We start from the raw sequence: 8,238 nt of genomic DNA, 5'->3' as shown, positions 1-8,238 counted from the left end.
TCGAGCACGCCCTGGCCGATCACAAACGCTGGAAGCAACTGATGCGCTGGACCCACCGACGTGATCGCCTGCCCGAGACCTACCGAGCCATCGCCAGCCTCGTCTCCGACCGCACCGTCATGACCTGAAAAGGACCGCGAGTAGGGCGAACACGCCTCACCCGCTATCACGCACCAACTCGTTAGCCGGTAACCCCACCGGCCCCACTCGGTACCCGCACAGACGGTGCGCCCCCACCCCGACCCATGCGAGGGGTGGCGGCGCGCCACCGCTCCCGATGTCTGCACCGTCTACCCGCCACGCCTTCCTCGTGCAACGCCTCGGCCCTTCACGTCGTCGTTGGCGCTGGCGTTTCGGTCTCGGGTGGCTGCGGTGTCGGGGGTTCGGGTTCTCCCGCTGCACGACACCTCAGGGCCTGAGCAGCAGCGTATGGCTTTCCTGTCAGGCGTCAGCCGACTGCGAGTAGGAGGATCAGCGCGACTCTGGCAGGGCCAGGCGAGCGTTCGGTACGAGGGCGTCCCGGCCAGCCGTCAACTCCGGCACGTACTTGTAGATCGTGGTCCAGGAGACGCTCAGCAGCTTGGCAATCGACGTGATCGTGTTCTCCAAGTCGGTCAGCAGCGCCCGAGCATGCCGCACCTATTCCTCGGTCATGGCGGGCGGCCGGCGGATCCGCTCGCCACGTGCGCATGCCGCCGCCAAGCCCTCGGGGGGGTGCCCTGCACGATCAGTTCCCGAACAACCAGTAACCGTGCGAAACGACTGCCGCGCAACTGCTACGTCGTTCGGAGAATGATCCTACAGCGTGACGACCACCGATGGCCTTGATTGCGGCCCACGGCGGTTGCCGCCCCTGGCTATCTCCGCACGGCCACTCCCGCTCGAGCTGGGGCCCGGCCCTGGTCATTCAGCTACCGACCGGCAAGCCCGGAACACCCCGCTCGCGCAAGGACCAGTCTCGACTCGGCCGGACGGAAGGATAGGAAGGGCGGAACACCCCCGCTCGCGCGGGGACCAGAAGGCCTGGGTGTCTGTGCTCGCCATGCCCGGCGGAACACCCCCGCTCGCGCGGGGACCAGACGTAGAGGTAACCCTTCCGATCTGACCAAGGCGGAACACCCCCGCTCGTGCGGGGACTAGTGCGAGCCGAGCTGACGGCCGGTGTCTGCCAGCGGAACACCCCCGCTCGCGCGGGGACCAGCGCAGGAAGTCCCCAAGGGTCTTGTCCCGCGCCGGAACACCCCCGCTCGCGCGGGGACCAGGGCATAGACGTGGCCAGCTACCAGGCCGACACCGGAACACCCCCGCTCGCGCGGGGACCAGGGAAGGCAGTACGTGAGCATCGACCCCTCCCGCGGAACACCCCCGCTCGCGCGGGGACCAGATGACCGGGCGGCTGTTCTGCCGCAGGTTGTCCGGAACACCCCCGCTCGCGCGGGGACCAGCGGGGTCGTCGGGGTCCGCGGCGGAGTCGTCGTGGAACACCCCCGCTCGCGCGGGGACCAGGAGGGCGACATGCGCCTGGCCAGCGAGCGCTCCGGAACACCCCCGCTCGCGCGGGGACCAGGAGGGCGACATGCGCCTGGCCAGCGAGCGCTCCGGAACACCCCCGCTCGCGCGGGGACCAGTGGGTGACGTGCACGCCAAGGACGCGGGCAATCGGAACACCCCCGCTCGCGCGGGGACCAGCCCTGGCCGTCCGGCAGCGGCGGCATGTTCTCCGGAACACCCCCGCTCGCGCGGGGACCAGGCGCACCGACCGCAGTCCTGGCAGCTGTCGCACGGAACACCCCCGCTCGCGCGGGGACCAGACGACCAGGCCGGTGGTGACGGTGAGGTTGGACGGAACACCCCCGCTCGCGCGGGGACCAGGCGCCGTCCTTGCGGACGAGCGCCTGCAGGTGCGGAACACCCCCGCTCGCGCGGGGACCAGGGGGGCGTGGTCTCCCAGGTCGTAGTGCTCGGCGGAACACCCCCGCTCGCGCGGGGACCAGAGCCGACCCAGGCGCCGGCACCGCAGGCGGACCGGAACACCCCCGCTCGCGCGGGGACCAGGCGGACACGGCCAGGTTCACCGCCCACAGGGCCGGAACACCCCCGCTCGCGCGGGGACCAGTCCAGGTCCGCCTGGACCAGCAGCGCTGGGGACGGAACACCCCCGCTCGCGCGGGGACCAGCTGAAAGGGCGGCTGGCGTGTTGAACACGACGCGGAACACCCCCGCTCGCGCGGGGACCAGGGGCGCTGGGGCACCGCGCTTACAGCAACCTCCGGAACACCCCCGCTCGCGCGGGGACCAGGCCGTGAAGGACACGGGCAGCTCGATGTACTCCGGAACACCCCCGCTCGCGCGGGGACCAGACGACGTTCAGCCGGGAGGTGGCGGCGCACACCGGAACACCCCCGCTCGCGCGGGGACCAGCCGCTCAGCCAACCTCTCTGCTCGGCACAGGGCGGAACACCCCCGCTCGCGCGGGGACCAGGCCGTGAAGGACACGGGCAGCTCGATGTACTCCGGAACACCCCCGCTCGCGCGGGGACCAGCACCCGCGATGACCTCCCGCGTGACACCGGACCGGAACACCCCCGCTCGCGCGGGGACCAGCGCGCCCCCCGCCCCTGCCCGACGCCGCTTCGCGGAACACCCCCGCTCGCGCGGGGACCAGGTCCTTCATCAGGTTGATGAGCTTCTTTGTGCTGGAACACCCCCGCTCGCGCGGGGACCAGTGGAGGCCCCAGGCGGCACCGATGGCGGCGGCCGGAACACCCCCGCTCGCGCGGGGACCAGGCGTGCGCAGAAGCGCCGGCGCGGGTTCTATCTGGAACACCCCCGCTCGCGCGGGGACCAGGTCTCCAGCGACCAAGGCTCCACCGCCCGGCGCGGAACACCCCCGCTCGCGCGGGGACCAGGCGGAGTGCAGGCGGCGCTGGGGGCCGGTCGACGGAACACCCCCGCTCGCGCGGGGACCAGACGGGCGGTACGCGGGGTGCCGATGACTACGGCGGAACACCCCCGCTCGCGCGGGGACCAGGTCGTCGTTCTCGCGGCGTCGGCGAGCAGCTGCGGAACACCCCCGCTCGCGCGGGGACCAGGGCCGACAAGACGCTGGCCGCGACCGCGCTCCGGGAACACCCCCGCTCGCGCGGGGACCAGGCAGGAGGAGGGCTCCATGTGCGTGGTCGGGCCGGAACACCCCCGCTCGCGCGGGGACCAGCCCGACGAGCACGTGCGCGGCTACAACAACGGCGGAACACCCCCGCTCGCGCGGGGACCAGGTAGGCGGCGGCAAAGGCGGCGAGGTCGATGCCGGAACACCCCCGCTCGCGCGGGGACCAGTTCGGGTTCGGCGGCTCGGGAAGGTCGTTGTCCGGAACACCCCCGCTCGCGCGGGGACCAGCACTGAGGGGAACTCCTGTGCCACTCCACCCACGGAACACCCCCGCTCGCGCGGGGACCAGGTCGAGTTCCACGGCACATCCCCCCGGTGCCACGGAACACCCCCGCTCGCGCGGGGACCAGAGCGCCACGGCGCGGGACGTGCGGGCCGCCGAAGGAACACCCCCGCTCGCGCGGGGACCAGCCCGCCCTTCTTCGCGTACGCGGCCTGGAGGTCGGAACACCCCCGCTCGCGCGGGGACCAGCCTGCGGCACAGCGGGACACAACGATGCCCGACGGAACACCCCCGCTCGCGCGGGGACCAGTCGGCCGGGGGCTCGGCCGGGGGCTCGGGGTCCGGAACACCCCCGCTCGCGCGGGGACCAGGGGCACGGCCGAGATCGACTACGTCCGCTGGTTGGAACACCCCCGCTCGCGCGGGGACCAGCTTTGCGTGGCTGGCCATCAGGACGGCTTCACCGGAACACCCCCGCTCGCGCGGGGACCAGTCCACCGGGTCCCGCGCGCAGGGTGAGGCGGACGGAACACCCCCGCTCGCGCGGGGACCAGGCGACCGCGCGCACCGCCGGGATCCCCTTGGGCGGAACACCCCCGCTCGCGCGGGGACCAGTCATTTGCGGGCTGGACGCGATGGCGGACCGCCGGAACACCCCCGCTCGCGCGGGGACCAGTCGCCCTTCGCCTGGTGGACCAGCTCGCGCAGCGGAACACCCCCGCTCGCGCGGGGACCAGGCTTCCTGAGCTGGGCTGTTGTGGTCACTTTGCCGTTTCTTGGGGTGCATGGTTGTCCATGCGCTCCTGGCTTACGCCGAAGGAGATGAGTGTCAGGCCATCGAAGTCGATGGTCTGACGGCGTTGGTGTCCTGCGGTTTGGACTTTGAATCCCTGCTCGTTGTCGGCTGGGTGGATGAGTACACCGACGCCGTCGCCGACGCATGCGGAGACTGCCTGCCACAGCTCGTCGCGGACGCGAGTTGAGACGGTTCCGACGTAGAGCTGGGGGGTGACTTCGAGGAGCCAGCGGGTGAGGGCTCCTCGGACGTGGTCGGGTACGGCGGTGACGGAGATGGTGATCATTGATGTCATGGCGGTCTCGCGCAGGGGTTTTTGGTGTGCCGTGGTGTGTTCACGGGGTGTCCTGGCCGTAGTTGGTGCCGCCGGCGATGGGGCCGGAGACGGGATCCCATAGGTCGACGAGTTGTTCGGCTGGGGTGGCGGGGGCGATGTTCTCGTCGGGGGCGAGGAGCCGTTGGATGTCGGTGGCGATGCGGGGCATGAGTTTGAACAGGCGTAGGCCGTCGCGGAAGCTGCGTCGGGCTTGTGCCTCGGGGTCGGTGGCGTTGTGCAGGGCGAATGCCAGAGGGATGGTCAGCTCGGCCTTGTACAGGTCGGCGATGTCGTAGACGAAGGCCTGCTGGTTGCCGCTGTGGACGAAGCCGATTGCGGGGCTGCACCCGAGAGCGAGGACGGCGGCGTGGACGATGCCGTACAGGCAGGTGTTGGCGGCGGACAGGGCGAGGTTGACGGGATCCTGGGTGTCCCAGGAGTCGGGGTCGTACGAGCGGCGGAAGCGTCCGATGCGGTGCTGCTGGGCCAGTAGGCGGTAGAGGGCTTTGACGCGCTGGCCTTCCAGGCCCCGGAGTTGGGCGAGTGTGGTGCCGGGCGGTGCGCTGCCGGTGCCGAAGCGTTGTTCGTACATGCGGGTGGCGACAGACAGGCGTTGTGTGTCGTCGGCCCAGGCCCGTGTCTGGTGTTCGAGCCAGCGTGTGGTGAGGGAGTCGGGGGTGATGGCTGCGTAGCAGCGGACTCCGCCGGAGCCGGTGGCCAGGACGGTGGTGCCGTGGCGGGCCAGGGTGGTGAGGGCTCGGGCGGTGATGGATGTGCCGGGGCCGAGGAGCACGCAGCTGAGGGCGGCGGTGGGCAGGTAGACGAGTTCCGTGCCGCGGCGTTCGGTGGTGACCTGGGCGCAGACTCCGGTGTCGTCCTGGACGATGCGGACGATGTCGAGATAGAGGAAGGACAGGGAGTCCGCGACGCGGGGCAGCATGGCGACGGTGGGCGCGGCAAGTTTGCGGCGCCCTGAGGAGCCTGCTGTTCTCGGGGTGGAAGCGGTCATGGCAGGTGCCGTGTGGGGGCGAGGCTGAGGAGACCGCAGCCGTAGGCCTTGCCTTTGCCGATGCCGTCAATCAGGCGTTGGCGCAGGAGTTCGGTGTCCTCGATAAGGGCGGTGCCTTCGAATCGGGTGCGGGCGTGGATGATGGAGGGTTTTCGGTTGCCGGACTGGCGGGAGGTGTCCCGGCGGCCTCGGGCGGTGTCGAGGGGGGTGCTGTCCACAGAGTGGATCTTCAGGCCTGCTTTGCTGGCTTGGCGGATCCACCATTCTTCTGCGGCGGCGCCGGTGAGCGGGATGACTGCGCTGAGGCCGTAGAGGGAGCGGGTTGTTGCGCCCGGTTTGCGGATGGCGTTGGCGGTGATGCGGTAGCGGACGGCCAAGCCAGGGCGCAGGGCCTCTAGGAGCGGCGTGAGGGGTTTGGTCGTGCCGACTCCGTAGGTGGGTGGCAGTCGGGCAAGGTCGGGCTCTATGTGACTTTGGATCAGTAGACGGGGGCCGTCGGGGTTGTCGTCGCTGCGGAAGAGAACGCCGAGTTGGTGGCGGGCTTGCGGGCCGATGTCCTTGGGATAGAGCGTCATGACGCGTCGATGCAGAGTCACAGCGTTGGCCAGGTCCAGGCGGACCTCGCGGTTGTTCAGGTTGAGGGAGATGTGGGTGAGGTACACGGTGGTCATGAGGCGGCGGCCTCCCGATGGAAGTCGGCGGCGTGCTCGTCCAGGTAGGCGATCATGGCGGTGAGGTAGTCCGTGCTGAGTCCAGCGTGCTGGTCGGCGGGCAGGGCGACGGTGCGCTGGTAGAGGGGGCGCGCGCGGTAGGTACGGCGGTGTGGGGAGAGGTCGATGGGGTCGTCGTTGATCTCACCGACGGGGGTGTGGCCGTCGTGGCTGCTGGTCCGTGAGGGCTGAATGTTGCGAGCCAAGCGGTCGAGGGGACGGTCGCTGTAGAAGTCGACAGAGATGTGTCCCATGTCGCTTCGGGCGGTGGGGGGATTCGCGGCCAGTGGCAGGTGGAGCAGGTGGTGGTGCGGGTGCTTCACGGGCTGGTCGCCGATGAGGAGAGGCAGGGTGGGAGGGCAGGAGCGGCGTCCGAGGTAGAGCGGCCAGACGGGTGCCCGGAGCGCGGTGGCGCAATGCAGCAGCAAGGAGGTGTCGTCGCTGGTGAGCGCGGCTGTGAAGGCGGCGTCGGCCAGGTAGTAGCGATCGGAGACCAGCGTGGCGTCCGAGGGATTGCGTTTGCCTCCGGCGGCCGTGGTGACCGTCGCTTTGGCCGGCAGGCCGCCGCCGACGGTGTGATAGTCGCGCAGTAGGACGCCGGGCCGGTCCACCCGCACGGTCAGCGACAGGCCGGCGAGGTCGTCAAGACTTTCGCCGCGTCGGCGGCCGAGGGCGGCTGCGAGCAGTCCGATGAGGCCTGAACGGGTGGGGAATCGCGCGGTGTCACGCTGGTTGAAGCGGCTGTGCTCGCCCCAGGACTGCAGGGGGCCCGACAGGTGCAGCAGTAGTCCGTAGCCCGGGTCCGAGTCCGGCTGAGGGGAGCTCATGCCCGGTTCTCCTGCCCGAGTGCGGCGCTGACGGTGGCGTCGATGAGGTCGGGGAAGGACTCGTAGCGTTCGCCGAGGCCGGGCAGTTCGTCCTTGTCCCAGCAGGCCCACCCGGCGGCGAGGAGGCCGCGGTCGCCCAGCAGTTTGCGCGCGGCGATGGCGTAGTCGGCAAGGGCTTGCCGGGAGGGAGCGGCGAATCCTCCGTCGCGGTCGGCTTCGACGGGCTTTTCGAAGGCCGCAGCGTAGGAGACGGGCCGGTCGGTGCGGACGGCGACGTGGACGAGGTCGGGGATGGTGTGCGGGGCGGTGGAGTTCTTCTTCGCCTGAGGCAGGGACAGCAGGAACGCCTCGATGAAGGCCGAAGCAAGTTCCCTGGCGGCGGTCAGGTCGCCGTCGAGGTTGCGCAGCAGGTCGTCGAGGTCAACGGTGGCGTAGCGGTGGAAAACGCCGGCGCTGTACGTATTGACACCCATGTGGGCACTGCCCGTGGTGTCGCCCCAGGCGTCGGTGATGTCATCCACGGCGGCGAAGTAGTCGATCTCGATGTCGGTACCGTGGGTGGTGGTCGCGTGAGCGACCTGGACCGCGCCGTCCACGCCCGCGTCGTCGACCTCGGCGAGCATGCGGCCGAGCAGGTTGATCACGCCGTTGCGTGAGCGCAGGATGATGTCGATGTCTGCCTTGGGCAGGACGCTGGTGACGCCCTTCTTCATGTCGGACGCTTGCTCGATCTCGTCCCGGTGTTCCTCGGCCAGGTCGGCCAGGTCTGCGACGGCGGAGCCGGGGACATAGACCATCGCGTTCGTGCTCCACGCCGGTTCCTCCTTGCTGGGCGGGTCGGCCTTAATGCTGCTGCCCGCGGCGATGTGCTGCCCGGCCCGGCGGGCCAGGTCTGCAGGCCAGCCCCGCTCGTCCTGCAACACCTTCTGCACTGCCTCGCCAATGCGGCGGGTGCGCAAGGCTTTGTCACCGATGGTGCGCTCGAAGTACCGGCGGGTGGCCCGCTTCCAGCTCTGGCTGCTGACCCGCGTCCGCTCCCGGTCACCCCACTGGACGGTCTTGACGGAGTTGGTGTCGTCGCGGTTGAGGTTGGAGTACGGCACGCTCTGCAGGACGTGGATGTCGATGAAGCGTCCCGGGGCGTGGGCGGCGAGCTGCATGGTGGTCCTCCTGAAGATTCAGCGGGTA

Annotated in this window: 6 protein-coding genes, 1 pseudogene and 1 CRISPR repeat array; of the genes and pseudogenes, 1 reads left to right on the top strand and 6 read right to left on the bottom strand. The window is 70.4% G+C overall.

What is annotated here, in order from left to right; genetic code table 11:
* Positions 1 to 128, top strand: a pseudogene (locus ACWD3E_RS41630) (transposase); the annotation flags it as partial.
* Between the two features lie 343 nt (positions 129 to 471).
* Here ACWD3E_RS41630 and ACWD3E_RS41625 read toward each other — a convergent pair.
* The 6 genes from ACWD3E_RS41625 to cas7e all read right to left on the bottom strand — a co-directional run bounded on the left by ACWD3E_RS41625 (position 472) and on the right by cas7e (position 8,210).
* Positions 472 to 639 (bottom strand): hypothetical protein, encoded by a 168-nt coding sequence (locus ACWD3E_RS41625; RefSeq protein WP_451392673.1) that lies wholly within the window; start codon positions 637 to 639, stop codon positions 472 to 474.
* A gap of 350 nt (positions 640 to 989) precedes the next feature.
* Positions 990 to 4,129: a CRISPR direct-repeat array (repeat unit 29 nt; unit sequence CGGAACACCCCCGCTCGCGCGGGGACCAG).
* A gap of 24 nt (positions 4,130 to 4,153) precedes the next feature.
* Positions 4,154 to 4,483 (bottom strand): type I-E CRISPR-associated endoribonuclease Cas2e, encoded by a 330-nt coding sequence (cas2e, locus tag ACWD3E_RS41620; protein ID WP_451392672.1) that lies wholly within the window; start codon positions 4,481 to 4,483, stop codon positions 4,154 to 4,156.
* A 40-nt stretch (positions 4,484 to 4,523) separates the two neighbouring features.
* The gene (cas1e, locus tag ACWD3E_RS41615; RefSeq protein WP_451392671.1) at positions 4,524 to 5,513 is read right to left on the bottom strand and encodes a type I-E CRISPR-associated endonuclease Cas1e; all 990 of its coding nucleotides are present in this window, start codon (positions 5,511 to 5,513) and stop codon (positions 4,524 to 4,526) included.
* Complete coding sequence (gene cas6e / locus ACWD3E_RS41610) at positions 5,510 to 6,184, bottom strand: type I-E CRISPR-associated protein Cas6/Cse3/CasE (protein ID WP_451392670.1); 675 nt, start codon at positions 6,182 to 6,184, stop codon at positions 5,510 to 5,512. Before cas6e ends, cas1e begins: the two co-directional genes overlap by 4 nt.
* Positions 6,181 to 7,050 carry a type I-E CRISPR-associated protein Cas5/CasD gene (cas5e, locus tag ACWD3E_RS41605; RefSeq protein ID WP_451392669.1) on the bottom strand — a complete coding sequence of 290 codons (870 nt, stop codon included), beginning with the start codon at positions 7,048 to 7,050 and terminating at the stop codon, positions 6,181 to 6,183. The genes cas6e and cas5e overlap by 4 nt, the downstream gene beginning before the upstream one ends.
* On the bottom strand, positions 7,047 to 8,210 hold the full coding sequence (gene cas7e, locus ACWD3E_RS41600; protein WP_451392668.1) for a type I-E CRISPR-associated protein Cas7/Cse4/CasC: 1,164 nt from the start codon (positions 8,208 to 8,210) through the stop codon (positions 7,047 to 7,049). The genes cas5e and cas7e overlap by 4 nt, the downstream gene beginning before the upstream one ends.
* Between the last annotated feature and the right edge of the window lie 28 nt (positions 8,211 to 8,238).

This window comes from Streptomyces sp. NPDC002676, assembly GCF_053592455.1.
The sequence above is the reverse complement of the archived record's forward strand: the minus strand, read 5'-3'. Positions and strand labels throughout refer to the sequence as shown.